This window comes from Rheinheimera sp. NSM, from assembly GCF_052380015.1.
In the GTDB taxonomy this organism is placed as follows: Bacteria; Pseudomonadota; Gammaproteobacteria; order Enterobacterales; family Alteromonadaceae; genus Alishewanella.
In genome coordinates this window covers 1-24,579 of record NZ_JBQTCI010000010.1, presented here as the reverse complement: position 1 = coordinate 24,579, position 24,579 = coordinate 1, and the positions used below count along the sequence as shown (strand labels likewise).

Here is a 24,579-nt window from a genome sequence, read left to right as displayed (position 1 = left end):
CAGGGATGCCGCGGAGGCTGAGACAGCACAGGGAAGTGCTGTCGAAGGCGGCGAAAAGAGCATTTCCTTGCCGTGAGCTTGAACTGGATTTGCAGGCTTCGACCACAAACTGCACACAAGGACGCCGTAAATACGTCCTTGTAGGCTCCTCTCCGGCCTCCATGCCGGAGACGCCTTGTTTAGCAGTTTCTGGTCTTCGCTTGAGAGTACGCAGTAAATTAAACAACCGGAGCAACAATGAACAATCTGGCAACAGTACAACCAGCGCAGACAGATACCGATTTGATGCAGCAGTATCTGCGCGAAATTCTGCTGTCGCCGGTATATCAGGCTGCGGTAGAAACGCCGCTGGATGCCATGGCTAAACTCAGCCAGCGGCTGGGCCACAACGTACTGTTAAAGCGCGAAGACAAACAGCCGGTGTACTCGTTTAAATTGCGCGGTGCCTTTCATAAATTGCACAAAGTAAAACAACACAGCCCGGATGCCAGCGTGGTGTGCGCCTCGGCCGGTAACCATGCCCAGGGCGTGGCGTTATCTGCCAGCAAACTGGGGCTTAACGCCACTATTGTTATGCCCATCACTACACCGGAAATAAAAGTCGCGGCAGTAAAAGCGCTCGGCGGCAATGTGGTGTTGCATGGCACCGCTTTTGATGAAGCCAACAGCTACGCCATCAATCTGGCCAATACCGAGGGCGCTATTTATATTCCACCGTTTGACGATGCCGACGTTATTGCAGGCCAGGGCACCGTAGCCAAAGAACTGTTAAGCCAGCATAACCAGTTAAATGCGGTGTTTATTCCGGTCGGTGGCGGTGGCTTACTGGCTGGGATGGCTGTGTATATCAAAGCGATACAGCCGAACGTAAAAGTAATAGGTGTTGAGCCGGAAGACGCCGCCTGCTTAAAAGCCGCCATGGCCGCCGGTACGCCGGTTACGCTGGAGCGGGTTGGCTTATTTGCCGACGGTGTAGCGGTAAAGCGCATAGGCAACGAAACCTTTAATCTGGCCAAACGTTTCTGCGATGAAGTGGTTACCGTCAGCAGCGATGAAATATGCGCCGCCATTAAAGATATCTTTGATGATTTACGTGCGGTGGCCGAACCGGCCGGCGCACTGGCACTGGCGGGGCTGAAGAAATACAGCCAGCAGCTGAAAAACAGCACCTTAAGCAAACCGCAGCAGTTTGCTGCTGTGTTAAGCGGTGCCAATTTAAACTTTGATACGCTGCGCTATGTATCTGAGCGTTGTGAGCTGGGCGAGAAAAAAGAAGCGGTATTTGCCGTAACTATTCCGGAAGAAAAAGGCAGTTTTCGCCGCTTTTGCCAAACCTTGGGCGGACGGGCTATTACCGAGTTTAACTACCGCTATGCCAGCGACAACAAAGCGCATATCTTTGTTGGCATTAAGCTGCGCCACGGCCAGCAGGAGCTGAACACGGTAACCAAACTGTTGAGCGACGCCGGTTATGACTTTCAGGACTTGTCGGATGATGAGCTGGCCAAATTGCATGTACGGCATATGGTCGGAGGTATGCCACCACGCCAGCTGCAAGAGCAGGTATATCAGTTTAACTTTCCGGAATATCCGGGTGCGTTAATGAATTTCTTAAACACCCTGGGCGAACACTGGAATATCACCTTGTTTCACTATCGTAACCACGGCGCTGCCACCGGTGATGTATTGGCCGGCTTTGAAGCCGCCAGCCACAACGATATTGCCGCTTACCTCGACAAGCTGGGCTACCAGTATCAGCAGGTTAGCAACAACCGCAGCTACCAGACATTTTTAACTGCCGGTTAACGCATAAACATCCATACCCCGGCGGCCAGCATAAACAGGTTCTCAGTTAGTGATACAAAACCCAGCGGTACCTTGCTGTCGCCGCCAACACAGGCACAGGTTAGTTCACGCTTATCAATATAAACAGCTTTAATCACTGATATAGCGCCCACAGTACCGATAAAGATAGATACCGGTGCTACCAGAATGGCAGATAACCCCGCTATCATGCCAAGGCCGGCATAAGCTTCCAAAAACGGATAAACATAGGCGTAGGGGATTAGTTTCATCGCCAGTAAATCGTAAGTAATAAACGAATTGGAAAAGGTATACAGGTCGCGCAGCTTCTGTACTGCTAACATCACCATCGTCAATGCCACAAAAAGCTCTATAACCTGCACCACGCCAGCAGTCAGATTATCAGCAAATACCACCGCCAGCGCGGTCAGCAAAGCAATGACAAAAATGGTTATTACCGGTGTGTAGGTGGTGCCCTGTTGTCCGGCCCTGGCCATATTAAAATACTGTCGCAACGCGTCATAACCGCCAATGCGTTTACCGTCGATAAAGGTTTGTGGTGTCGTCTTTACATCGTGCTGCTGCTTAAAGCGGTCGGTTTCTTCGCGTGATGTCAGCAGATGATCTGACACAGTAAAACCTTGCTGGCGCAGCAGATATTTTGATTTCAGCCCAAACGGGCAGATATGCTCATCTGTTTTCATCCGGTATAAGATCGCTTGTCTGGGCAAAGCATCCTCCTTTGGTGCTGTTAAAAACAACGGCTATAACGTCATTATAGACAGTCGCCTTTTTCCTACACTTAACGACTGATAAACGTAGCAGGCAGCGGAACTTATTCCGCTTGCGCTGCCCTAAAGGCACAGTTACACTTTGCGCGTTTTTTCAACAGGAGTAGCAAGATGAATAAACCAGCGGCAGAGCATGGCCGCGGCGAGATCCGCGATAATGCGATAAAGGCGTTAGTCACCAGTAAGCTGTTTCAAACCAGGGTGGTAAAGGCGAAAAAGGGCAAAGGCTCCTACAACCGCAAAGGGCGTAATTCAAAAGATTACGCCCTTGTTGTTTTGGTCAACCGTAAACTAACCCCCCGCTCAGGTTTGCTCGCGGTCAATCTTGGCAATAATGCTATCCAGCACCATTAAGTCATTCGCCTTTTCCATATATTCGTCGCTATCTTCATCGAGTTTAAGCAACTCCACCCGCCCGGCAGCAAGCTGTTTGGTAAGGCATAAACGTATATGGCGTAATTCGATTGGTAAAAACACAGCTGGTCTCAATCTTAAGGTTTGCGAATTTTTTCTTGGAGAGTTTCTCCAATCAACTCCTGCAGTTCATTTAATATGTTAGCAATGACAATGTTATCTAGCGTTGGTTGCAACTGTATAAGTTGACTGGCTATCTGACAAAGACTTATAGCCGTGGCGTGAATTGGATCGGCCATGCCTAGGTCACTTCTCCCAATCAATAATGCATCTGTCGGATACCCTAATAGTCCAAGTTTACTTGTCATTCCATTAAAGTTCGCATGTATGTTCATACTGGCTCGTTTGTAATAAGGGCGCATGTGGTCCAAACCTACATCCTTTTCAAGAGCAGCAAAACCGATACTTCTTCCGCGATGATGAGGAAACAGGTAATCTGCCCAACCATATTGTTCAACGAAACGCTTACCATATTTTTCTCGGAGGTGTTCATACAACGAAGTTATCTGGTCAACTTCATCTTTCGATGGTTCTGAAATTTGAAGTCTGTGGTGATACTTTTTGCGTTCGACCAACAGCCTGTAATCATCTACTACCGCGTGCTGGTAAAAGCGCTCAGCACACTCACTACCATGCTTTGCTATGAAAAGAAAAGTAACATTAACTTCATGTAAAGCTCGCCATCTTGCGTGGGCTGCGTCGGCAAAGCCATTTTTAACCAAGCAAACTGTATCCTCTGCTATATGTATTGCTGCTGCATGCAGCCTGAGCAGAACAGATAACATAATACCTTGAATATCTTCATCATCGAAACTCAAGCTTTGCGCCAGCTCGGTACAAATCACAACATGCACTTCTATTAGATCGAAGGCTTTTCCCCAACGCAGTTTGTTTTTTTCGATAAAATCCGCTGTAGACAAGCCCCTTTCAGATAGCATTGCTGGAGCATTACGCAATAAAGATGACTTGATGGTGCGGGTTAGCAATGGAAGCTCATTGGTAATGGCGTCCGATATATCTCGATCTGGATTCTCTGCAATTGAGAGAAGTAGCTGCTGGTGCAGTTTATTCATTTGATATGTCCGGACGCTGCATAGATAAATAGTCCATTCGTACCCAACCAGTTACATTGCTATGGCTAATCTTTCCCCAGCTCCCGTTCACCATGAACACACTCATCATTTCACCTTTTTTCGCCTGCCCTAATAAATCCCCTTCTGTTGAGGGTGTACTTCTGATGTTTAATGTTTCTGGCACAACAAAATAAGTACCAGTAACTGATGGGTGAGAGGCCGCTTTTACCGTTGATTGCTTAGGTGTATTAGCGCTGCTTGGAATAGTCTTAGTACGATTTGTTGTATGTGGTGACGAGTAAGTACCAATTCGGCAAACTTTGTCTTTCGCAATACATGAATTACCACAGGGTTTGCCTTTCTTACAATTCTTGGCCTCTACCGTGCTGGAGAAAAGTAGCAATGCAATTACCGCAGTTAAAACAAAGAACGAGATGTGGCAGCCATTCCGACGGAATCTATCAGGCTTATAAATATGAACCATCGAAAGTCCCTGTTTTAACCAAAAGGATTATAAATCTGATTTAAGCACATATTTTTTATTCGTATACAGGCGCGATACAGTAAGGCCCCGAATTTTGGGGCTCGCGAACTGGATGGGGTTATTGCAGTTTAAAACTATCGGTTACTAAAGCCTGTTTGGCAAAACGGCTGATGCCGGCCTTGTCTTTGTGATCTAAGGTTTGAACACCAAAGGCTGCCAGTTCGCGCTCTACTTCTTTAAAAGCACCCAGCAGTTTGCTGTCTTTACCCGTAGGGCCTTGTAGTGGCAGCAAAATATTGTCTTTTTGCAGTACGTTGTGATTTACCAGACGCCGGAACCGGCCAATCCATTGCTCAGCATGGTCAAACACGCGAATAGCGGTTTGGTGGCGAAAGGCTAAAGGCCGGATCACAAAAACATCATTAGTTTTGGCAACCAAAGGCAGTGTTACTTCAATAAAGTTGTCGTGAATTTTCTGCTGCTTAAAATGCGTAAGCTTTTCATCTTTTAGCTGCTGACGGATTACCTTAACCATCAGGCTTTCCTGATATTCTTCGGTCAGGAAAGTACGGTGTACTAAGCGCTCAAACAATTGCTCAAGCACGGCTGCCGGTTTTTGCTCCAGATATAAAGAACGTAGCTCAGAGTAGCGCACCAGTGTTTCTCTTGGCCGCACCACTTCCTGCATCTGCTGCGCTAACTCTTTTGCTGTAAGCCGGGTGACATAGGTTTGCAACCTTTGCAGCTCTTGCTCTACCGTTTGCAGGGTCGCTTTGTATAGCTTGCCTTCAAGATCTTCAAAAAAATCAGTTACCCGAGCAAAGCGGGTGGGAGCTAAACGGAAATCAAGCAAGCCTAATTCAGGGGCGCACAGCACTATGCCGACGTTAGCAAATTCGCCCGTCTCAACATGAGGTAAAAACCGTACAATTGCATACTGATACAGTGTTTTCATATCAGTACCTCCCAAAATTCGTCGCTGTTAAACAAAGATAGTGTGTCGTTTATTTCTGCCAGATAACCCGGCGCTGCCTCCAGCCATGCTGGTGGTAAAGTGGCAGCATACTGGGGCAGCCCTTGCAACGCAATGGCTAGTTTCGCGCTGTAGTGCGCACGCCATAGCGCATCATGCTGTGCGCTAAACCAAGCATTGTAGGCTAAGTGTACGTTGGCATTTGCATTAAAATCATAGCCGCTGTCAAATGCCAGATTATGGTCCAGCACCACATATTGTTTTGCAGCTGCCCGATAAAATAAGTTTGGGTTGCCGCCGTTTTCGGTCATAGTGCGATCTTCATTTCGAATCCAGTAGTCAAACAGAAATAGATCACGGGCGCATTGCTCCGGCATAGTCAGCACACTGGTGGGTGTTACCTCCAACAGATCAGGTATCAGCTCAGACGCAAATACCATGCTATCGCCATCACCTAATACACGGCTGGCTGCATCGTCGAAACGTAATAGTCCTTGCGGTAAATAGGCGCAACAGTGTGCAGGCACATCTAATTGTAAGGCGTTGCCAAGATAAGCACACACAGCTTCGTTTATTAAACCCTTAGCACCGGCCTGAGGCCCTTTTACATAATAGCGTTTGTTGTCAGACAAACGGCACAGATAAGGTTCAGTTCTGCCCTGACTGGCTTTTTGCTGGATCTCAATTACATCAAGCACCCGAACCCTCCATGATAGTTGTTCTGACGTCCAGAATTGTAAAACAGTTTTTAAGTTAGTCAGTTAGTTAACGGCTGGCAAGCAATTCCAGTTTTAAAAGCGTTGTCTCCCGCTATAATTCATTTTTTACGATTAACGAAGATATACCCATGCAAGCCGAAGTAAAAATTGAAGACCTTGTTGAAGGCACCGGCAAAGCTGCCGAACGCGGGGCGTTAATTACTGCGCATTATCGTGGCTGGCTGGAAGATGGTACCGAGTTTGATTCATCTTTTAAACGCGGTGAGCCGTTTCAGATAGTGCTGAGCAATAACCGTGTGATCCAGGGCTGGATATTGGGCCTTAAGGGTATGAAAACCGGCGGCAAGCGTAAGCTGTGGGTACCGGCGGCGCTGGCGTATGGCGAACGGCAGATTGGCACTATGATCCCACCGAACAGCAACCTTATTTTTGAAGTAGACCTGCTGGAAGTGCTAACGCGGGATGATTAAAACCATACCGGCCAGGGACATACCAAAGAATAAGGACAGCAAATGTATATTGGCGCAGTAACTAAGCAAACCGGCGCATCGGCAAAAGCGGTGCGGTTGTATGAAACCTTAGGTTTGCTCGGGCAGGTACAACGCAAGGGAGCGTATCGCTATTACAGTGCCGCCCAGCTAAACCAAGTTATGCTGATCCGCCAGGCACAGCAATTGGGGTTTCGCTTGGCTGAACTAAACAAGGTGTTGGGCCTTGACGCCGATAACCCGGACTGGCCGGCGTTATTGCAGCACTTGGCAGACAAACAGGTAGCAGTGCAGGTGGAAATTAAGCGCTTGCAACAGCTGGAACAGCAGCTGCAGCTGGCTGTGCAGGACATCACGCAGTGTGCCAGCCTGGTACCACTGCCGGCGGTAACGGCCTGCGCTTGACTCTGCCCTAAAGGGCAGACTGTATGCTGCTATCCGGCAGGTACTACTTACCTTAACGGAGCAGCAAAATGAGCAGTAAAAATGTACTAATTATCAGCGTGCACAGCGACGCCGAACGGCTGGGCCCGGCGTTGGCCACCGCCTATGCCGATACCGCCACGGTGGCAGGGCACAATGTAAGATGGCTGCAACTGGATAAACTGAATTTTAACCCCGTGTTGCCGGGCTATCGCAATGCGCCGCCGCTGGAGCCGGATTTACAAGCGGCGCAGGCCGATCTGCTGTGGGCAGAGCATATTAGCCTGGTGTATCCCATTTGGTGGGGCGGCGTACCGGCGTTGCTGAAAGGCTTTCTTGATCGTGTATTACTGCCTGGTTTCGCCTTTAAATATCAGCCCGGTAAAAAATACCCACAGCCGCTATTGTCTGGCAAAACCGCACATTTGCTGCTGACCATGGACACCCCACCCTGGTACTTTCGCTGGGTATACCGCGCGCCTGGTTTACAGCAAATCAGCCGTACCACGCTGGCATTTTGCGGTATCAAGCCACTGAAAAGCATCATGTTGGGGCCGGTGATCAGCTCTACACTGCCGCAGCGCCAACGCTGGTTGCAGCAGGCCGTAAAGCTGGCACAGGGTTTATAGTGGTTTAGCCGGCATCTGTTGCCGGAAGTACTCCGGCGTCTGCGACCAGGCTTTGCACGCCCGGCATCGCCAGCGCTACTGCTTCGGCTACTTTAATACCGTCTATACCGGCAGATAAAATACCGCCGGCGTAACCGGCGCCTTCGCCTGCCGGATATAAACCTTTGATATTGATGCTTTGGTAATCTGCACCGCGCTTAATGCAAATGGGCGACGAGGTACGGGTTTCTACCCCGGTCAGTAAGCCATCGGCTTTGGCAAAGCCTTTAATTTGCCGGTCAAACGCTGGTATGGCTTCGCGAATAGCGGCAATGGCAAAATCAGGCAACACCTGCGACAAATCGGTGAGCGTTACGCCCGGCGTATAAGACGGCTTTACCTCGCCCAGTTCGGCTGAAGATTTAGCCGCTAAAAAATCACCGATTAACTGCGCCGGCGCATGGTAGTTTTCACCGCCCAATTTAAAGGCTTGCTCTTCCAACCGGCGCTGCAGGGCTATGCCGGCCAACGGGTGGCCCGGGTAATCACGTTCCGGGTCTATACCCACAACAATAGCGCTGTTAGCGTTACGTTCGTGGCGCGAATACTGGCTCATACCGTTGGTTACCACGCGGCCTTGTTCCGATGCAGCAGCTACCACAGTGCCACCCGGACACATACAAAAGCTGTAAACGGTGCGGCCGTTGCTGCAGTGATGCACCAGTTTATAATCGGCGGCACCTAAAATCGGGTTGCCGGCATTGGGGCCAAAGCGACACTCATCAATCATTGATTGTTCGTGTTCAATCCGAAAGCCAATGGAAAACGGCTTGGCTTCAACATATACGCCTTTGTCATACAGCATTTGAAAGGTATCACGCGCGCTGTGCCCCACCGCAAGCACTACATGGTGGCTGTTTAAGCGCTCGCCTGTTGCCAGGGTCAGGCCCGTTACCTGGCCATCTTCGATATGTAAGTCGTCTACCCGGCTGCTAAAGCGAATTTCACCGCCCAGTTCGATAATAGTAGCGCGCATTTTTTCCACCATCGCCACCAGCTTAAAGGTGCCGATATGCGGCTTACTCACGTACATAATTTCGTCCGGCGCACCGGCGGCAACAAATTCGCTCATCACTTTGCGGCCGTAATGCTTAGGATCTTTTACCTGGCTGTACAGCTTGCCATCAGAAAAGGTACCGGCGCCACCTTCACCGTACTGCACGTTTGACTCGGGGTTTAGCTCTTTACCACGCCAAAAGCCAAAGGTGTCTTTAGTGCGCTCGCGTACTTCTTTGCCACGCTCCAGAATAATTGGCTTAAAGCCCATTTGTGCCAGCACTAAGCCGGCAAATAAACCACAGGGGCCAAGGCCGATAACAATCGGCCGCTCGGGTAACTGCTCAGGTGCCTTGGCGACAAATTTATAGCGGGTGTCCGGCGAAGGTTTAACATGCTGATCTTTAGCGAACGTTTTCAACAATGCGGCTTCGTTATCTACCTCAATATCCAGAGTATAAATAAGCTGAATATCGGTTTTTTTGCGCGCATCAAAGCCGCGCTTAAATACCGTAAAGCTATGCAGCTGCTCTGGTTTTAGTTTAAGTTTATCGATAATGGCGGCAGTTAGTGCATTTTCGTCGTGGTTTAACGGCAGTTTTATTTCGGTCAGGCGCAGCATAGGGTTTCCAAATCGGTGTCATTGCTGCGCAGCAACAGGCGGGCAGCTCACAAGATTAGGCTATTTTACGTTAACTGCGTGGCTTTGTCCGTAGTCTTGTTTTTTCACAGCGCTGCAGTATGATCGCCAGCCTGAAACAATAGGAACTGATACGCTATGGCCTTTGTGGTGCTGGATAACTGTATAAAATGCAAATACACCGACTGCGTAGCCGTATGTCCGGTAGATGCTTTTTTTGAAGGGCCCAATTTTCTGGCAATAGATCCGGTTATTTGTATTGATTGCGGCTTATGCGAGCCGGAGTGCCCGGCCAACGCCATAGTGCAGGAAGATAAAGTACCGGCAGAACAGCAGGGCTTTGTTCAGCTAAATGCTGAGCTGTCAGCAGTATGGCCGAATATCCGCGAAGTAAAACCGGCACCGGCAGACGCCGATGCCTGGAATGGTGTACCGGACAAGCTGCAGTATCTGGCAATAGAGTAGCTATCGGCGGCTACTTGCCGTCTGGCTGCTCATGCTCCACTTTGTAAATAAAGTACACGGCGTAAAAAATACACAGGCCAATCACAATAGCCAGGCCGGTAAAAGAGATAAAAATTACCGGATCGTTCAAAAATTCCTGCCACAGGTTCATAACCTTACCCTCTTGCTGTGTTGTTAGCTCAAGTGTAGGTAAAGCAATAACCGGCTTAACTGATGCAGATCAAAGATCAGCCGCCGTGCTGGGGTAAGTGTTGGTAAGCTTGACGTAGATCAAGTATTTGCGCTGCCAGTGCGTCGATGTCAGCGTTAAGTTGCGTCAGATAGCACTCCAGCAGCGGTGTGGCCTGTGTAGTTAACGGTGGGCAGTGTTGCAGCAGCAGCTGTTGTTCCAGCTTCTCCAGTTCCAGCTCGGCTTGTAGCAAGGCCTGCTTTAATGTTTGCTGTTGCACTCCGGATAGCGGTGCTGTTGCGCTGTTTTGCCGCAGCGCGCGCAGTGGCCGGGTAAACTGTGCACTGAAAGCGTCCAGCGTTGTGGTCAGCTGCTGCAGTTCGGCGGCGGTGAGGCTCAACTGCTGCTGCTCTAAATAGCACAGCAACAGCAGCAGGTTTACATTAGCCCCCTGCTCGTTTTGCCATTGCAGGCACAGCGATTTAACCTGCGGATAGAGCTGCAGGCTAAACCGCCACAATTTGTCTGCCGTAATGGCTTCAGGCATTTTTTCTGCCGCTCTTAAGCATTGTTCTGCCAGAACTGCGCGGTTTTTTGCTCCAGTTCGTCTTGTGCCATAAACCAGTCTTCTTCAATACTGGCCAGGCTACTGCTGGCGCTGGCTTGTTTGGCTAATAGTTCAGTCAGTTCGGCTTTACGTTTGGCGTCGTAAATATCCGGGTCTGCCATTTTTTCTTCTATCGCCGCCAGCTCTTTGGTCAGCTTTTCCTGCTGTTGTTCCAGCTTTTCTACTTTTTGCTTTACAGGCCTGAGCAAATTGCGCAAGTCAGCCTCCAGCCGTTTTTGGTCTTTACGTACCACATTGCCGCTTACCGGCGTATCAGCCTGAGCGGCATTGGCTGCTTGCCGGGCGTCTTGTTGCAGCCACTGGTAATAGTCGGCCAAATCGCCGTCAAAGGGTGCTACGCGGCCATGGGCGACTAAATAAAACTCGTCGGTACAACTGCTGAGCAAATGCCGGTCGTGCGATACGATGACAATGGCACCTTCAAACTCCTGCAGCGCCATTACTATGGCTTCACGCATATCCAAATCAAGGTGGTTGGTTGGTTCATCCAGCAGCAACAGGTTGGGGCGTTGATACACGATTAAGGCCAGCACTAAACGGGCTTTTTCGCCACCGGAAAACGGTGCACAGGCTTCCAGTGCTTTGTCGCCATGAAAGCCAAAGCCGCCTAAAAAATCGCGTAGTTTTTGCTCCGGCACTAACGGGTCTAACCGCACCAGATGTTGCAAGGGTGAATCCTGTGGCCTTAGGGTTTCCAACTGATGCTGGGCAAAATAGCCCAAACTTACCCCATTGGCGTACCATACTTCTCCGCTTTGCGGTGTCATACCGCCGGACAGCAGCTTGATTAAGGTGGATTTACCGGCGCCGTTGCGGCCGAGTAAACCAATGCGGCTGCCTGGCAGCAGCTGGAATTTAATCTGGCTTAAAATGACTTTATCGGCATAACCGGCCTGCACATTGTCCATCTTCAGCAATGGATTAGGCAACGCTTTGGGCTCGCGGAAACTAAAGCTGAACGGCGAGTCTACATGTGCCGGCGCCAATATGGTCATACGCTCCAGCGCTTTAATCCGGCTTTGTGCCTGGCGGGCTTTGGTAGCCTGCGCTTTAAAGCGGTCGATAAATTTTTGCAGGTGCGCCACCTGGCGTTGTTGCTTGTCAAAGTTGGCCTGGTGCTGCGATAACTGCTCAGCGCGTTGGCGCTCGAACTGGCTGTAGTTACCTTTGTATAAGGTCAGCGTTTGGCGTTCAATATGCACGATGTTGTCGGTTACGGCATCGAGAAAGTCGCGATCGTGGCTGATTAGCAGCAAGGTGCCCTGATAATTACTCAGGTATTTCTCCAGCCACAGCACAGCGTCCAAATCGAGGTGGTTTGTCGGTTCATCCAGTAACAACAGTTCAGCGCGTTGCATTAAAGCCCGCGCCAGGTTCAGCCGCATGCGCCAGCCACCGGAGAACGATTTTACCGCCTGCTGCTGCGCTTCACCGCTAAAACCCAGACCGTCGAGCAAAATACCGGCCTTGGCCTCAGCGCGGTAGCCATCTAACGCTTCAATTTGCAGGTGTACCGCAGCAAGGTCTGACTCGCTGCAACCGGTACGCACTTTTAACAGCAACGGAAACAGCTTTTCATCGCCCTGCAATACGTAATCCATGGCGCTGCAATCCAGTGCCGGCGTTTCCTGGGCAACGGTCGAGATATGCCAACCAGCGGGAATATTGACCTGACCGGCATCGGCGTGCAGTTTATTTTGCAACAGAGCAAATAAGCTGGATTTACCGCAGCCGTTGGCACCGACAATTCCCACCTTTTGCCCCGGAAATACGGTAAGATCGGCGCCCTGAAACAAACATTGAATACCGCGGCGCAATTCGACCTGTTGAAGCTGGATCATGTTTTATCCTGTGTACTGAATTGGGTTGCTAATTTACCCGTATAACGCCAACAAACCAAGGCTTGGCGGATAAAATCACCGCGGCTACCTGATGAGGTGCGACATGACAACACGTAAAAAGAAACGTTTTATTGCCGGTGCCAGCTGCCCGAAATGCAAGGCAGTAGATACGATGATGTTGTTTTTGGAAAACAATGTGGAAAAAGTCGAATGCGTGGAATGCGGCCACCAGATGGTGCAGCCCGAGGCGCAGATAGCTAAAGCCAGCCGCGCCGCCGAACAGGTTATCGGGGTGTTTAAACCGGAATAATATTAATAATGCGGTGGTGGCGGTTCTTCCTCCGGCCGTAATATGCCCTGATCATCCGGCAGATTACGTAATTTCTCTGCCAGCAGCATCACTTGCTGCGCCAGCCGGTCTATGCGTTTTTGGTGTTCCAGCAATTCGTTGCTCAGGCTGTTTACCGTATCTTCCTGAAACGCCAGTTTGCTTTCCAGTTCGACAATATGCAGCTGTAATTCCTGCTCACTTGGTGTCATCTGTTATCTCCCATACTTCGGCTATGCCACTGGAGCTTTCGCTGATAAGCTGATTATTTGGTAAAAAGGCTACCGCATGCACTACCGCGCTGGGCGGACGGCTGTCGGCTTTTACCCCCACTTGCCATTGTTGTAACTCGCGGCCGGTTGGCACATCCCATAATGCCAGTTTACGCGTAGGTGCGCCTGTGGCGAGGTATTTGCCGTCACTGCTAAAGCGCACCGCACTGAAGATTTGTTGGCGCGCGGTAAATTTCAAGGCACTGACTAACTGGCCGGTTTGAATATCCCAAATCTGCGCTAAATCCTGGCTATCGGCGGTAAAGGCATAACGGCCCTTAGGGTCCAGCGCTACCTTAGTTACCCGACTGGGATGGCTGAAGCTATACAGAATTTGTGCGCTTTGCGTATCCCACAAATGCGCTTTATAGTCGTTACCGCCGGTTAAGGCATAGCGGCCATTGGGCGACATGGCCACACTGTTAATGCGTTCGGTATGGCCAAGAAACTCTAACCTGCGCCCGGAAGACAAGGTAATGTGCTGCACGCCGCCATTACTTTTCCCAATCAGCAAATGCTCGCCGTTGTCGGACACCGCTACATCGCGCACCGTGGCAGCATCAAGTTGCCAAAAGCCGGCGTTCTCACCATTACTTATTTGCCACAGCGCGTAAGTGTTTTGGTCGGCGGTTAATACATGGCTGTTGTTGTTGCTGATCGCCAGGCTAAACACCAGGTTTTCAGCTGTGTCCTGATGTTTCCACTGGTATTTCAGTGCATTGGCTTGTAAATCCCACAAGGCAACACCATCCTGAATAGATGATACCGCAGCATAACGGCCATCATCAGACAAAGCAGCAGCATAACTTCCCTGTGCTACATGCGGAAATTGCTGTAGTGGTGCTGTTGCTGTTAATTTTTCACAGCCGGTAAGCAGTAATAGCAGAAAAAAACCGGGATATTTCATGTCGGGTGTTAACCTCATCCGCACAAACCGTTAGTATAGGTCAGTTCATTGGACACTATTAAAACATACTTTTGCAGCCTGGCTGCGTAAATCTTGGAGAACAGAATGCGCTTAGTTACCAAAATGTCACTGGTTGCAGTGGCCGTGATTACTCTGGCAGCTTGCCAGAAAGAAACCGCACAACAGCCGGTAGTACTGGATACTGACGCGGCAAAACAGTCTTACAGTTTAGGTGTGTCAGTAGGCAGCTATCTGGACAGTACCCTGGTTGAATATAACAACATGGGCTTGTCACTGGACAGCGCTTTGATTTTACGCGGTGTGCAAGATTCTATTGCCAAGAAAACAGCGCTGAGCGAAGAAGAAGTGCAAACGATGATGGCTGCACTGGAAGAACAGTTCCGCGAAAAACAAACTGCCATTGCTGAAGCAGAAGCAGCCCAGGCTGTTGCGGCCGGTAAGAGCTATTTAGAAGAAAACGCTAAGAAAGAAGGCGTAGCGGTTACTGAATCTGGTTTGCAGTATGAAGTGTTGCAAGCAGCTGAAGGCGCTAAGCCGGCAGCAACTGACACGGTAAAAGTACACTATACCGGTACCCTGGTAGATGGCACTAAGTTTGACAGTTCGCACGACCGTGGCGAGCCGGCACAGTTCCCGTTAAACCGCGTAATTCCGGGTTGGACTGAAGGTGTGCAGCTGATGAATGTCGGCTCTAAGTATAAGTTCACTATCCCGTCAGAGCTGGCTTACGGTGAGCGTGATATGGGCGTGATTAAGCCAAACAGCGTACTGGTATTTGAAGTAGAGTTACTGGAAATTGTAACAGCGGCGGAATAATCTGCTGTTAAAGTTAAAAAAGCGGCTGTTGCCGCTTTTTTGCTTTTATATCAGGCCGACAGGCTATTATCAGTATGCTTTTCGTACAGGGTGTTAATTAACTCATCTTCGTATTCAAAGCGTTCTTCCAATGCCTGGCCCAGAGCTGACAATTCACGGTCAAAGGCGGCACTGTGGCGTGTACTCAGGTGATCAGCGTACAAATCGTTAAAATTCAATGCCAGGTCGGTAGACACGGCGATTTTCGGATACAGGCTGTCAGCCAGCTTACGGCTGTCGGTGCCATTTACCGCACACTCTGACACGATACGCTCGTATACTTCAAAGTGTCCGGCAGATAAGTAATCTACCATCAGCTGACAAAACTCCTGCACGGCCGCTTGAGCAGGCAAGGTGGTACGCTTGTTATCAAAAGGTGGCAATGCCGCCAGTTTGCAATAACTGACGATAAGCTGCTGCCGTTCTTCCAGCCAGTTGTCGATGGCGGTAAGTGAGCCACCCCATTTTTTTTGCGCGGTCTGCACACGGGTGTACATTGCCTTCTCCTTAGGTGCAGCGGCTGTGCTGCAGTAATCTCTAATTAAATGAATTTTGCTGCAAAGATCAACCGTTTTTTTATTGGTCAGCCCAGTGAACGGCATTATGATAGCGTGAAACACAGAGTACAGCACAGGTAGGGTATGATCAAACATAGTATGGCGCTAAAGGCAAATCAGCACGGCAGCTGGCTGGTAGTGAACCGCGGACGGATTTGGCTCAATGCTGAGCGCAGCTTACCAAATGGCGCTTTTGACGACCTGGCCTTATCAGCAGAGCCGGAACAGATTTGTTGGTTGGGCAAGTTGGCAGGACGTGATGTGTATTTGCTGGTAAACCATGACCATATAGCCGATGAAACACAGTGGGTATCGCCACGGGAGTTATTGGCACAGGGCGAAGAGGTGTTTCAACTGGCCGCCCGTGCTGTGCAGGTGGCGTTGTTCTTACAAACGCACCGTTTCTGCGGCCAGTGCGGCAGCGCTATGCATTTGGTGCACTGGGAGTTGGCCATGCTGTGCAGTAAATGCGGCCATCGTTGTTATCCGCGCATCGCACCTTGTGTGTTGGTGGGGATTATTAAAGATGATCAGGTGTTATTGGCCCGCTCCAGCCGCCACCGTCCGGGCTTTTTCTCGATTTTGGCCGGTTTTGTTGAGTCTGCAGAAACGCTGGAGCAAGCCGCAGCGCGTGAAGTAAAAGAAGAAGTGGGGGTGGATATCTGCAATTTACGTTATGTCGGCAGCCAGCCCTGGCCTTTTCCGCATTCGTTGATGACAGGTTTTATCGCCGATTACGCCGGCGGCGACATCGTTTGCCAGCCGCAGGAAATTGAAGAGGCGCATTGGTTTGCGTTAGATGCACTGCCGGAGGTGCCACCGATTGAGACGTTGTCCGGGCAAATTATTTATCAGCTACAGCAAATAGCAGGCAAATAAAAAATCTTCCGGAAAGAATTGGCCTGTAAGGGTTTTCGCCATGGATGGCAGCAAATAAAAAAGCCACATAAAGTGGCTTAACTAAATTTTTCGCGTGGTCCCGTTGGAACGGGCTTCTTTCTTGTTATTCTTCACTAGCGCAGCAATGTTATAGCAGATGCCCGGGTTGATGGCAAGCATTGGCCGGAAAAAACCTGAACACAGCATTTACCGTGAAAACATAGTCGCTGCCGCTACACAATGCTAAAATGGCGCCAATCGAGTGAATGGCGGATACAGCATGCAATTACAAAATGATCGTTACCTCAGGGCCTTATTAAAGCAACCGGTAGACAGAACACCGGTGTGGATGATGCGTCAGGCAGGCCGTTATTTACCGGAATACCGCGCCACCCGCGCTCAGGCCGGCGATTTTATGTCACTGTGCAAAAACCCGGAGTTGGCATGCGAGGTAACCTTACAACCACTACGCCGCTATGCATTAGATGCCGCGATTTTGTTTAGTGATATTTTGACTATTCCGGATGCAATGGGCTTAGGTTTATATTTCGGTGAAGGTGAAGGCCCTAAATTTCAGCGGCCACTGCGCGACTTTGTTGATATTGCCAACCTGCCTATTCCGGATCCGGAGCAGGAACTGTGCTACGTGATGGACGCCGTGCGTACTATCCGGCGTGAACTGAACGGCAGTGTACCCTTGATTGGTTTTTCCGGCAGCCCGTGGACATTAGCAACCTATATGGTCGAAGGCGGAGGCAGCAAGACGTTCGGTATCATTAAAAAGATGATGTTTAGCGAGCCGGAAGCATTACACCTGTTGCTGGATAAATTAGCGCAAAGTGTAGTGTTGTATCTGAATGCACAAATTGCCGCGGGTGCCCAGTCAGTAATGATTTTTGATACCTGGGGCGGTGTATTAACCCCGCGTGATTATCAGGAATTTTCATTAGGTTATATGCAACAGATCGTAAACGGTTTAACCCGTGAGGCCGAAGGCCGTAAAGTGCCGGTAACCCTGTTTACCAAAAACGGCGGCATGTGGCTGGAAACGATTGCCAATACCGGCTGCGATGCGCTGGGCTTAGATTGGACGATAAACATTGCTGATGCTAAAGCCCGTGTTGGCCATAAGGTGGCTTTACAGGGCAATATGGACCCGTCTGTTCTGCTGGGTTCACCAGAGCGTATTCGCCAGGAGGTGCAGATGATACTGGATGGCTTTGGCCAGGGCAGCGGTCATGTGTTCAACTTAGGCCATGGTATTACACCGGATGTTGATCCGGAACGTGTCAGTGTATTTATTGATGCGGTACATGCTTTTAGCCGTACCTATCATATGAATGCGAACATTACTGAATAAGTGATGTAACTCCCCGGCCGCCCGGCCGGGGGATTTAGTTAGAGCCGGCAGCTGCTGTTTGATAATCCGCTAACAGGTCTTCAAAATTACTAATGGTCCAATTGCGGGCTCTGGCCTGTTCCACAGCCTGACGTAACATAGACTCACCGCGGCTCTGCTGACCAAGTTCAATAAAAGCCACTCCCAAAGTAGACAACAGATTTGGGTTATTGGCGTCTATAGTGCGGCCTTGCTCTGCCAACCGGATGGCTTTTTGCGGATCATGTAGTGTGGGGTCGTCAGACATTGCCAGCAAGGCGGCGTACTCGGTAATTGCCGGCATATATTCTTTTAATGCGGCTATTTCCAGGTAGGCTGCCGCTTTGTGCGGGTCATAGTTAACATTATTGCTATCCAGTAGTTCTTGCGCCAGTAAGTAGGCAGCCTTGGGATCGCCGCCATCAGCGGAGATACCCAGCCAGTTTATGGCTTTGCTGGGATCGCGGTCACAGCCATTGCCGGTAACAAGGCACTGCGCCAGCCGGTACTGTGCCGGTTGATAGCTGTTTATCGCAGCTTGCAGGTACCAGTTTATCGGCGCCGGGTCTTTTACAATATTATTCTCGGCCAACACGGCATACAGATACTGGTATTTGGCAGACTCCGCTTTTGCGGCGGCCAGTATCGCATCAAGGTATTCCTGATTGTCGCGCTGAAATTTTCTGGCTTGAGTGCCGGCAGATGATTTAACCTGGAAAGTGCGTGACTGCATTTCTAACCGCTTTGGTTCGCCGTACAAATCTTTCGGTGGCTCAAAACGCCACTTTTTTAAAGCTTCTAACACGTAATCATTTATACCATCAATTGGAAAAGAGGCGACTACATTTGCATTTTCTACGCTGCCATCTTCGGTAATATCATAATGCACCACTGCCCAAGCCGATACGCCGGAGCGCTCAAAATAAGCGGGATATTCAGGTTCCGGTGTACTTAATGCTTTAGCCCTGACGTCGTTATTAACATAGCGGTTTGCGGTGGGGTACAGGTTTGCAGCCAAAGCAGCCTTGCCAAATTGGTTGCTCAACGCTGTATAAACTTCTTTACCTTCCCGTCTTGATTCCAGCTTAGTACGCAAAGCGCGGTATTGTTTGTCTGCCAGCGGGTGCTCGCGCTCGCGGCTAATCAGGGTCCAGGCGTAAGCAAGATTCATATCAGGGTCAACGCCCAGGCCTTCTGCGTACATGCGTGATAATAAAAACTGCGCTTCCAGATGACCAAGCTCTGCCAGCGTTTCCAACTGCGGTTTGGCCAGCGCATATTCCTGCTTTTCAAATAACGCTTTAGCTGTTGGAAAATCGGCCTGCGCCTGCCATGACAGCGCCAACCAAAGCAACCCCAAACCATACCGAAGCTGTACCATAAAACTTCACCACACTGTTTATTTAATTATTATGCATTTGAGTTTACAACGATTTATCGGGCAAAACAAAATTAAATATCAGCATTATTGCAATGAAAACATACTGATATATTTCAATGTATTAACTTAAAATAACCGGTTCAAACCATTTAATGCTGCCACCCGGTATGCCTCTGCCATGGTGGGATAGTTAAAGGTAGTATGGACGAAGTATTCCAGCGTGTTGCCGCCATTTTTTTGCATCATAATTGCCTGACCGATATGCACAATTTCTGCCGCACGCTCACCAAAACAGTGAATGCCCAGTATTTCCAGGGTGTCGCGATGAAACAACAGTTTTAAGCTGCCAACATTGGTGTTAGCAATTTGTGCGCGGGCTAAATGTTTAAATTGGGCACGGCCTACTTCATAGGGGATTTTGGCTGCGGTCAACTCCTGCTCGGTTTTACCGACGGAACTCATTTCCGGAATGGTATAGATGCCGGCCGGAATGTCAGCGATCAAATGGCCGTCAAGGTTGCCTTTAACAATGGCCTCACCGGCGAGACGACCCTGGTCATAAGCGGCGCTGGCCAGGCTGGGGTAGCCGATAACATCGCCAACGGCATAGATATTGTCGACGCTGGTTTGGTATTGCTTATTTACCTTTACCAGGCCGCGGCTGTCCGCTTCCAGGCCAACGCCGGCCAGATTCAGCATATCAGTATTACCGGTACGGCCATTGGCAAACAAAAAACAATCCGCTTTCATTTTTTTACCGGACTTTAAGTGCAGTACCACACCGTCATCTGTGCCTTCAATCCGGTCAAACTCCTCGCCGTGGCGAATCGTCATGCCGGAATTCCAAAAGTGATAACTTAGTGAGTCAGAAATCTCAGCGTCCATAAAAGACAGTAAACGATCGCGGGTATTAACCAGATCAACCCGCACCCCCAGGCCACGGAAAATAGACGCATATTCACAGCCGATAACGCCGGCACCATAAATAATAATATGCTTAGGATCATGTGCCAGTGACAGGATGGTGTCTGAGTCGTAAATGCGGCTGTGATTGAAGTCTACGTCAGCCGGCCGGTATGGGCGTGAGCCGGTAGCAATAACCATGGTTTTAGCACTGAGCTCAAAACAACTGCCGTCATCACTGCTGACACTGAGCCTGTGGTTGTCGATAAAACGCGCTTCACCCTGGTATATTCTTACCTGATTTCGGTCATAAAAACCGGTTCTCAGCCGCACTTGCTTGCGGATCACACCGGCGGCGTGTTTCAGGATCTGTGAGAATGTCAGTTTGGTATGCTGTTCGTCTAACTGAAATAGCGGGTTTTCGTTAAACTCAATTAACCGGCTGACCGAGTGCCGCAGGGCTTTAGACGGGATAGTACCCCAATGAGTACAGCCACCACCAACCGATTGATAACGTTCAATCGCCGCAACCTTAAGCCCGCTTTTCGCCAGATACATGGCGGCCCCTTCACCGCCGGGGCCGGTACCGATAACAATGGCATCAAAATCAAAACTGGCTTTTTTTGCTGCGGCTTTCTTTGTGCTCACGCGGTTCATCTCACTGATTTGGCAAAGTTAAACTTGAGCATATCAGGTCTTGGGCACAAAAAAAGAGACCGAAGTCTCTTTTTCTGTCAGCTTACCGCTGTTACCAGCCGTTGCCAGTGTTGTTGCTGCAGCTGCAGATGCTGCTTGAACTCGCCATAACGTTGTTTAAAGTCTACCGCCTGGTATTGTGCAACCAACTTGTCTTTCCGTTGCAGCAACAGCTGCTTTTTCAGTTGATAAAAGTCCTGCATCCTGGCCATCAACAATTCGTATTCATGCTCCAGCAGCTGTAACAGCTGGTCGGCATTGGGCCTGAGTTTTACCTTTGCGATAGCGCGTTGCAGCTGCATTTTCGCCTTGGCTTGAGCTATGCGTTCTTCCGGCACCACACGCAAGTTTTGGGTTAATCCCAGCCAGGAAGCGGTTTTAATAAGCCATTTAGTCGGGTCAAACTGATACCACTTAATACCGTTGCGATAATCAGACTCAAAGATATGGTGGAAGTTGTGGTAACCCTCACCGTAGGTTAGAAAAGCCAGCACACCGTTGTCACGCGCTGAGTTTTGATCAGTATAAGGTTGCTTACCCCAGATATGCGCCAGCGAGTTAATAAAGAAAGTAAAATGATGGCTCAGTACCAAGCGCAATACGCCGGCAGACAATAACATGCCAATAATGTTGCCACTGATAATGCCCAGTAACAACGGAATGCCAAAGTTAGTGGCGATGGTCAGCCACAAATAGTTGCGGTGCTGCCACATCACAATGTGATTTTTTTGCAGATCGCGACAATTGTTATAATCCGGTTTTTCCACGCCTGGATAGTCACGTAACATCCAACCCATGTGGCTGTACCAGAACCCGCGGCCGGCGGAGTAAGGGTCTTTATCATTGTTGTCGACATGGCGATGATGGGCCCGGTGATCGGCAGACCAGTGCAGTGCACTATTTTGCAACGCCAAAGCGCCGCCGATAGCAAAGACCCATTGTAAAAACGGATGGGCATCGTAGGTTTTGTGTGCCCATAGCCGGTGATAGCCGGCAGTAATAGACATACCGCAGTAACCTAAGCATATAATAGTGGCAAGAATTTCAGACCAGCCAAAACCAACAGTTAAGGCATACCAGGGCACGCCGATGGCGGCAACCAGAGTTGTGATGGAAAATAGCAGGACGTTGGTCCAGATAATCGGTGCTTGCTTCATAAAAGGCCGCTTAGCTTACAACTGTACGCTCATTCTACTGGTCATAACCCCGGGGTCAAGGTATAAAATAGGGCTTTTCGCTGAATAAAGGGGAATTTGTGTCAAGAGCCGAGCAGAAAGAGCGAACCCGCCGTGCCATTATCAATGCGGCTTTTTCCCAACTAAGTGCAGATAAAAGCTTTGCCAGCTTAAGCTTACGTGAGGTGGCGCGTGAAGCGGGTATAGCACCAACGTCGTTTTATCGCCACTTTGCTGATATGGATGAGTTGGGGCTGACGTTAGTGGATGAAGCAGGTTTAATGCTGCGCCAGTTAATGCGCCAGGCGCGACAACGTATTGAAAAAAACGGCAGTGTGATCCGCACATCGATTGAGACCTTTATGGAATTTGTTACCGGTAACAGCAACGTGTTTCGTTTACTGTTGCGTGAGCGTTCCGGTACATCGGCAGCATTCCGAAGTGCCGTAGCACGCGAAATTCAGCATTTTGTTGCCGAATTGGCCGAGTATCTGCGTAAAGAAACCACCTGCCCGGACGAGCTGGCCAGGGCGCAGGCAGAAGCCATGGTGATATTGGTGTTCCACACCGGGGCAGATGCGCTGGATGCACCGCCGGAGCAGTATGCTTATTTAACCAGCCGTACCATCACGCAGTTACGCTGGTTGGCGCATGGCGCGGCCGGTTATGGCCGCAAACCTAAAAGCTGATGTTGATATTACGGGCTTTGGCGCTTACGCAGCCAAACCCCGCTTTCTATATGGTGGGTATAAGGGAACTGATCAAACACTGCCAGTTGCACCATATCGTGTGTTTTACTCAGCGTCTGTAAGTTCTGTGCCAGGGTTTGCGGGTTACAGGAGATATAAATAATATCATTGAAGCGGCTTACCAGCTGTTCGGTGCCAGTGTCCAGACCGGCGCGCGGTGGGTCGACCAGCACAGTATTAAGCTGCATATCGGCCAAATCCAGTTGCTTCAGTTTAGTGCCTTGCTGCAGGGCGGCGGCTACATCCTCCGCAGACATTTGCAGTACCTGTAAATTGTCGACGTTATTCAGCTCTGTATTATATTGCGCAGATTTGATTGAGGTGCGGGAAATCTCGGTGGCGACCACTTGGTTAAAGCATGGCGCCAGAGCGACAGAGAAATTACCGTTACCACAATACAGTTCCAGTAAATCGCCCGATAGTTGTTGTGCTACCTTTTTCGCCCAGCCGAGCATATGGCGGTTTACCTCACCATTGGGCTGAGTAAAGCTGCCTTCTACCTGCTGATACTGCAACTGTTGTTCATCTAGCTCAAATTGTTCAGTCACATAGTCGGTGCTTACCATCAGTTTTTGCTTACGCGAGCGGCCGATAAACTTCACCTTATATTGTCCGGCCAGCTTATCGGTTAATTGTTTAGCCTGCTCCAGCCAGCTGTTGGTTAACGGCCGCTTATAAATCAGCGAAACCAGCAGCTCGCCGGACAAGGTCGCCAGATAATCTACCTGATACAATTTGTAGCGTAGCTCGTGATTAAACTGAATGTTTTCCAGCAGATGTGGCATAAAGTCAGCAATGGTGCGACAGGCTACCGGAAAGTAGTCAATACGTACTTTGTCACGTGTTTGCGAGTCAAACATGGCATGATAAATATCATCGCCGTTGTGCCAAATCCGGAACTCAGCGCGTAAACGGTAGTGAGCGGGTTCAGAGCGGAATACCTCTGCTGCCGGGGCATTAAAATCTGCCAGCAGTTGCTGCACGGCGGCAACCTTATCTTCAAGTTGCTGTGAATACTGCTCGGGGAAAACCTGACCTACGCTCATTTATCGCTCTGCTTAACCAAAACGGCTATTTTAAGGCACAGAACAGTTTGAGCCAACCACGAATATCCATCGGCTGATATTTACCATTAAAAAAGGGAAGCCAATGCTTCCCTTCTATAAACTGCTAACGTTTACTCTTCAGCGTCGTCGCTATCCTGACGCTCTTTGGCTTCGCGCACTTTTAATGTGCGCTCCTGAAAATTAAAGTCATTCAACTTTTGGATCATTTTATTGCCGTCTTTCGCAGCCACTTCAACAAAACCAAAACCACGACGCCGACCTGTTTGCCGGTCTTTCATCAAACGTACATTAATTACAACACCAAAACGCTGGAATAACTCTTTCACGGCATCTTCGTTGGCACGATAAGGCAAGTTACCTACATATAAGGTAGTCGTATCACCTTTATAGTCGGTCGCAGCCAAAGGCACAGCTGAAGCAATACCTGCACGATCTTTAACATCTACTAACACCGGCACCAGTATGCCGGCCGCTAAAACACCTATCACCACGAAAATTTCCTGAGCAAACCCCAGCACAGGAAGAAAGGCAAAGCCAAGATAAGCCAACACCGCTAATGCCAGTGTATACGGCAAAGAAGCACGTAAAGTGGGTAACATAATCATATCCTAAGCACTTAGTTCTATTTATCGGAATGCTTTAATAAGATAAAGCAGCCTTATCTTAGCGGTTAGGTAATAAACCGCAACCATAAACCGCAGCTTGTTTGCAGTTGTTTTGTTGCTAAAACATGCAAAAAGCCCATTTAGTAAGCAAACAGCAGGCAAAAGCGTATTTTTAGCAAATAACCGCTTGCAGCAATGTAAAAACGCCCTATAATGCGCGCCATGCCACGG

General features: G+C 49.5%; 30 protein-coding genes. 11 read left to right on the top strand and 19 right to left on the bottom strand.

Translation table 11 applies throughout. The features are described from left to right. Positions 1–237 precede the first annotated feature (237 nt). Positions 238–1,806 (top strand): threonine ammonia-lyase, biosynthetic, encoded by a 1,569-nt coding sequence (ilvA, locus tag ACTZWV_RS19035; protein WP_444788067.1) that lies wholly within the window; start codon positions 238–240, stop codon positions 1,804–1,806. Here the strand turns inward: ilvA and ACTZWV_RS19030 are convergent. Further along, the gene (locus tag ACTZWV_RS19030; RefSeq protein ID WP_444788066.1) at positions 1,803–2,534 is read right to left on the bottom strand and encodes a MauE/DoxX family redox-associated membrane protein; all 732 of its coding nucleotides are present in this window, start codon (positions 2,532–2,534) and stop codon (positions 1,803–1,805) included. The genes ilvA and ACTZWV_RS19030 overlap by 4 nt on opposite strands. Positions 2,535–2,705: 171 nt before the next feature. Here ACTZWV_RS19030 and ACTZWV_RS19025 point away from each other — a divergent pair, with 171 nt between their 5' ends. Beyond that, a complete protein-coding gene (locus ACTZWV_RS19025) occupies positions 2,706–2,948 on the top strand; it encodes a ribosome alternative rescue factor ArfA (protein ID WP_444788065.1) in 243 nt (80 codons plus the stop codon). Here the strand turns inward: ACTZWV_RS19025 and ACTZWV_RS19020 are convergent. The 5 genes from ACTZWV_RS19020 to ACTZWV_RS19000 all read right to left on the bottom strand — a co-directional run bounded on the left by ACTZWV_RS19020 (position 2,898) and on the right by ACTZWV_RS19000 (position 6,236). Next, entirely contained in the window at positions 2,898–3,071 is a 174-nt protein-coding gene (locus ACTZWV_RS19020; protein WP_444788064.1) for a hypothetical protein, read from the bottom strand. The genes ACTZWV_RS19025 and ACTZWV_RS19020 overlap by 51 nt on opposite strands. Before the next feature lie 14 nt (positions 3,072–3,085). Continuing rightward, positions 3,086–4,081: a DUF5677 domain-containing protein gene (locus ACTZWV_RS19015; RefSeq protein ID WP_444788063.1), complete on the bottom strand. Its 996-nt coding sequence runs from the start codon at positions 4,079–4,081 to the stop codon at positions 3,086–3,088. Continuing rightward, on the bottom strand, positions 4,074–4,565 hold the full coding sequence (locus tag ACTZWV_RS19010; protein ID WP_444788062.1) for an SH3 domain-containing protein: 492 nt from the start codon (positions 4,563–4,565) through the stop codon (positions 4,074–4,076). The genes ACTZWV_RS19015 and ACTZWV_RS19010 overlap by 8 nt, the downstream gene beginning before the upstream one ends. 118 nt (positions 4,566–4,683) lie before the next feature. After that, a complete protein-coding gene (locus ACTZWV_RS19005; RefSeq protein WP_444788061.1) occupies positions 4,684–5,520 on the bottom strand; it encodes a DUF3037 domain-containing protein in 837 nt (278 codons plus the stop codon). Then, a complete protein-coding gene (locus tag ACTZWV_RS19000; RefSeq protein ID WP_444788060.1) occupies positions 5,517–6,236 on the bottom strand; it encodes a HipA family kinase in 720 nt (239 codons plus the stop codon). The genes ACTZWV_RS19005 and ACTZWV_RS19000 overlap by 4 nt, the downstream gene beginning before the upstream one ends. A gap of 149 nt (positions 6,237–6,385) precedes the next feature. Here ACTZWV_RS19000 and ACTZWV_RS18995 point away from each other — a divergent pair, with 149 nt between their 5' ends. The 3 genes from ACTZWV_RS18995 (at position 6,386) to ACTZWV_RS18985 (ending at position 7,797) form a co-directional block, all read left to right on the top strand. After that, on the top strand, positions 6,386–6,727 hold the full coding sequence (locus ACTZWV_RS18995; protein ID WP_444788059.1) for an FKBP-type peptidyl-prolyl cis-trans isomerase: 342 nt from the start codon (positions 6,386–6,388) through the stop codon (positions 6,725–6,727). A 42-nt stretch (positions 6,728–6,769) separates the two neighbouring features. After that, the gene (locus ACTZWV_RS18990) at positions 6,770–7,150 is read left to right on the top strand and encodes a MerR family transcriptional regulator (protein ID WP_444788058.1); all 381 of its coding nucleotides are present in this window, start codon (positions 6,770–6,772) and stop codon (positions 7,148–7,150) included. A 68-nt stretch (positions 7,151–7,218) separates the two neighbouring features. Then, positions 7,219–7,797: an NAD(P)H-dependent oxidoreductase gene (locus ACTZWV_RS18985; protein ID WP_444788057.1), complete on the top strand. Its 579-nt coding sequence runs from the start codon at positions 7,219–7,221 to the stop codon at positions 7,795–7,797. Between the two features lie 4 nt (positions 7,798–7,801). Here the strand turns inward: ACTZWV_RS18985 and ACTZWV_RS18980 are convergent, their stop codons facing one another. Beyond that, positions 7,802–9,454 (bottom strand): NAD(P)/FAD-dependent oxidoreductase, encoded by a 1,653-nt coding sequence (locus ACTZWV_RS18980; RefSeq protein ID WP_444788056.1) that lies wholly within the window; start codon positions 9,452–9,454, stop codon positions 7,802–7,804. 156 nt (positions 9,455–9,610) lie between these two features. Here ACTZWV_RS18980 and fdxA point away from each other — a divergent pair, with 156 nt between their 5' ends. Continuing rightward, positions 9,611–9,937 carry a ferredoxin FdxA gene (gene fdxA, locus ACTZWV_RS18975; RefSeq protein ID WP_444788055.1) on the top strand — a complete coding sequence of 109 codons (327 nt, stop codon included), beginning with the start codon at positions 9,611–9,613 and terminating at the stop codon, positions 9,935–9,937. Between the two features lie 10 nt (positions 9,938–9,947). Here the strand turns inward: fdxA and ACTZWV_RS18970 are convergent, their stop codons facing one another. The 3 genes from ACTZWV_RS18970 to ACTZWV_RS18960 all read right to left on the bottom strand — a co-directional run bounded on the left by ACTZWV_RS18970 (position 9,948) and on the right by ACTZWV_RS18960 (position 12,575). Next, positions 9,948–10,088, bottom strand: coding sequence for a DUF3149 domain-containing protein (locus tag ACTZWV_RS18970; RefSeq protein WP_305556764.1), 141 nt, complete (start codon positions 10,086–10,088; stop codon positions 9,948–9,950). A 76-nt stretch (positions 10,089–10,164) separates the two neighbouring features. After that, a complete protein-coding gene (locus ACTZWV_RS18965; RefSeq protein WP_444788054.1) occupies positions 10,165–10,653 on the bottom strand; it encodes a TIGR02444 family protein in 489 nt (162 codons plus the stop codon). Positions 10,654–10,667: 14 nt separating this feature from the next. After that, a complete protein-coding gene (locus tag ACTZWV_RS18960; RefSeq protein ID WP_444788053.1) occupies positions 10,668–12,575 on the bottom strand; it encodes an ATP-binding cassette domain-containing protein in 1,908 nt (635 codons plus the stop codon). Positions 12,576–12,678: 103 nt separating this feature from the next. Between ACTZWV_RS18960 and ACTZWV_RS18955 the strand changes: the two genes are divergently transcribed. Further along, positions 12,679–12,885: a YheV family putative zinc ribbon protein gene (locus ACTZWV_RS18955; protein ID WP_173501710.1), complete on the top strand. Its 207-nt coding sequence runs from the start codon at positions 12,679–12,681 to the stop codon at positions 12,883–12,885. A gap of 2 nt (positions 12,886–12,887) precedes the next feature. On the opposite strand, the gene ACTZWV_RS18950 is transcribed toward ACTZWV_RS18955, so the two are convergent. Together ACTZWV_RS18950 and ACTZWV_RS18945 are read right to left on the bottom strand one after the other, a co-directional pair. Continuing rightward, positions 12,888–13,115, bottom strand: coding sequence for a SlyX family protein (locus tag ACTZWV_RS18950; protein WP_068236801.1), 228 nt, complete (start codon positions 13,113–13,115; stop codon positions 12,888–12,890). Continuing rightward, on the bottom strand, positions 13,102–14,082 hold the full coding sequence (locus ACTZWV_RS18945; RefSeq protein WP_444788052.1) for a WD40 repeat domain-containing protein: 981 nt from the start codon (positions 14,080–14,082) through the stop codon (positions 13,102–13,104). Before ACTZWV_RS18945 ends, ACTZWV_RS18950 begins: the two co-directional genes overlap by 14 nt. 105 nt (positions 14,083–14,187) lie before the next feature. Between ACTZWV_RS18945 and fkpA the strand changes: the two genes are divergently transcribed. Beyond that, positions 14,188–14,919, top strand: a complete 732-nt coding sequence (gene fkpA, locus ACTZWV_RS18940; protein WP_444788051.1) for an FKBP-type peptidyl-prolyl cis-trans isomerase — start codon at positions 14,188–14,190, stop codon at positions 14,917–14,919. A 50-nt stretch (positions 14,920–14,969) separates the two neighbouring features. Here fkpA and rsd read toward each other — a convergent pair whose 3' ends face one another. Then, complete coding sequence (rsd, locus tag ACTZWV_RS18935) at positions 14,970–15,455, bottom strand: sigma D regulator (protein WP_305556747.1); 486 nt, start codon at positions 15,453–15,455, stop codon at positions 14,970–14,972. Positions 15,456–15,599: 144 nt separating this feature from the next. Between rsd and nudC the strand changes: the two genes are divergently transcribed. Together nudC and hemE are read left to right on the top strand one after the other, a co-directional pair. Beyond that, positions 15,600–16,394, top strand: a complete 795-nt coding sequence (nudC, locus tag ACTZWV_RS18930; RefSeq protein WP_444788050.1) for an NAD(+) diphosphatase — start codon at positions 15,600–15,602, stop codon at positions 16,392–16,394. A 280-nt stretch (positions 16,395–16,674) separates the two neighbouring features. Next, entirely contained in the window at positions 16,675–17,754 is a 1,080-nt protein-coding gene (gene hemE, locus ACTZWV_RS18925; protein WP_444788049.1) for a uroporphyrinogen decarboxylase, read from the top strand. Positions 17,755–17,788: 34 nt separating this feature from the next. On the opposite strand, the gene ACTZWV_RS18920 is transcribed toward hemE, so the two are convergent. The 3 genes from ACTZWV_RS18920 to ACTZWV_RS18910 form a co-directional block, all read right to left on the bottom strand. Beyond that, positions 17,789–19,153, bottom strand: a complete 1,365-nt coding sequence (locus tag ACTZWV_RS18920; RefSeq protein ID WP_444788048.1) for a TonB family protein — start codon at positions 19,151–19,153, stop codon at positions 17,789–17,791. Between the two features lie 126 nt (positions 19,154–19,279). Then, positions 19,280–20,704 (bottom strand): Si-specific NAD(P)(+) transhydrogenase, encoded by a 1,425-nt coding sequence (sthA, locus tag ACTZWV_RS18915; RefSeq protein ID WP_444788047.1) that lies wholly within the window; start codon positions 20,702–20,704, stop codon positions 19,280–19,282. Between the two features lie 86 nt (positions 20,705–20,790). Next, positions 20,791–21,909: an acyl-CoA desaturase gene (locus ACTZWV_RS18910; protein ID WP_444788046.1), complete on the bottom strand. Its 1,119-nt coding sequence runs from the start codon at positions 21,907–21,909 to the stop codon at positions 20,791–20,793. A gap of 98 nt (positions 21,910–22,007) precedes the next feature. On the opposite strand from ACTZWV_RS18910, the gene fabR reads away from it, so the two are divergent. After that, positions 22,008–22,616, top strand: a complete 609-nt coding sequence (fabR, locus tag ACTZWV_RS18905) for an HTH-type transcriptional repressor FabR (RefSeq protein ID WP_444788045.1) — start codon at positions 22,008–22,010, stop codon at positions 22,614–22,616. An 8-nt stretch (positions 22,617–22,624) separates the two neighbouring features. On the opposite strand, the gene trmA is transcribed toward fabR, so the two are convergent. From trmA to ACTZWV_RS18890, 3 genes are all read right to left on the bottom strand, one after another. Beyond that, complete coding sequence (trmA, locus tag ACTZWV_RS18900) at positions 22,625–23,722, bottom strand: tRNA (uridine(54)-C5)-methyltransferase TrmA (RefSeq protein ID WP_444788044.1); 1,098 nt, start codon at positions 23,720–23,722, stop codon at positions 22,625–22,627. A 131-nt stretch (positions 23,723–23,853) separates the two neighbouring features. Next, positions 23,854–24,342, bottom strand: coding sequence for an RNA recognition motif domain-containing protein (locus tag ACTZWV_RS18895; RefSeq protein ID WP_444788043.1), 489 nt, complete (start codon positions 24,340–24,342; stop codon positions 23,854–23,856). Positions 24,343–24,369: 27 nt separating this feature from the next. Beyond that, a partial coding sequence (locus ACTZWV_RS18890; protein ID WP_444788042.1) for a hypothetical protein occupies positions 24,370–24,579 on the bottom strand: 210 nt, incomplete at its 5' end.